The sequence below is a fragment of the Okeania sp. SIO2F4 genome, from assembly GCF_010672385.1.
GTDB lineage: Bacteria > Cyanobacteriota > Cyanobacteriia > Cyanobacteriales > Microcoleaceae > Trichodesmium.
Genome location: NZ_JAAHGT010001431.1, coordinates 1 through 1311, shown reverse-complemented (window position 1 = coordinate 1311; position 1311 = coordinate 1). Strand labels below are relative to the sequence as shown.

The following is a 1311-nucleotide window of genomic DNA, read 5'->3' as shown; positions in this document are numbered from 1 at the left end:
TCTGACTCCTTACTTACCCTCCTGGGATGGGTTAGGAGTGGGTTGATTTCTAAGAAATAGCCTTACTATTTGTAGCAAAATTTGATTAATTTGGTATTATACCATTTCTTGAAAGTAGCTAGAGAGATAATGCCTCTAAAATATATTTCTAAATTGATATAGCAATCAGGAATAATTTTTATATAGCAATCCTAAATTGGTCGTGACAGTTTTAATAATAGTTAATTTGACCTGAAAATCTTGAAAATTATGACTCCTGACTCCCGACTCCTAACTCCTAACTGCCACTAAAATATTACAACCGATTAGAGGATTGCTATAGATATTTAAGAACAATTAATATCAATCAAAATCCTTTGATATTCTGACTCCTGACTCCTGAGTTATGACTCCTAATTACAACTAAAATCTTACAACTGAAATATGATTGCTATATTATTTATTCATTGACTGATAGAGAGGTTGGTTTTTAACTTTTTCTATCCAATTTTGGATGGCTGAAAATTGGTTTAAATCAAATCCTCCTTCATCGGCAACATGAGTATAAGCAAACAAACAAATATCAGCAATAGTATAGCGATCGCCTACAAAAAATTGATATTTTTCTAAGTGTTTTTCCATTACACCTAAAGCTGCATAACCTCCTGGTTGTTTTTGTTTTATTTCTGCTTTATATTCCTCTGCTTTTTCCAAAATATTTATCCAATAACGAGAGGTGGCAATATAAGGTTCATGGCTATATTGTTCAAAGAATAACCACTGCATTATTTGGGCTTGTTCCCATTTATTAGTGGGGAAAAATTTTGTTCCTGCACTGAGATAAAAAAGAATTGCATTGGATTCAGATAAAAATTTACCTGGTTCTATTTCTAATACAGGAATTCTACCGTTAGGATTTTTTTGTAAAAATTCTGGGCTGCGACTTTCTCCTTTTGTTATATCAATTTCTATTCTTTTAAAGGGTATTTCTAACTGGGTTAATAATAGACGGATTTTATAACAGTTACCAGAGGAGGAAAATTCGTATAGTTTTAACATATTGTTGATTTTTGGGAAAGGGATAATAATTATACCATTTCTTTGTAAAAATGCTGTTAATAATTGCTCAAACCTTCCAATTGGTGGCGCAGATAGCTCCTGAATATTTAAGTGCAGTTTCAATCTTTAGAAGTCAAGTTATGTAAGCATTCAGTTATTAGCGGTCAGCTATCAGCAATGAAAATGAACTATGTGATTCGATAAACTATTAAGGTTGACTAATGGACTTTTACAGTAACTTTTAATTCTTTGAAATCTCTCAATTACTTTTTA

General features: G+C 31.4%; 1 protein-coding gene. It reads right to left on the bottom strand.

Annotated elements, in window-relative coordinates; translation table 11 throughout:
• Nucleotides 1–435: 435 nt before the first annotated feature.
• Nucleotides 436–1038, bottom strand: a complete 603-nt coding sequence (locus F6K22_RS40985; RefSeq protein ID WP_293110918.1) for a glutathione S-transferase family protein — start codon at nucleotides 1036–1038, stop codon at nucleotides 436–438.
• Nucleotides 1039–1311 lie beyond the last annotated feature (273 nt).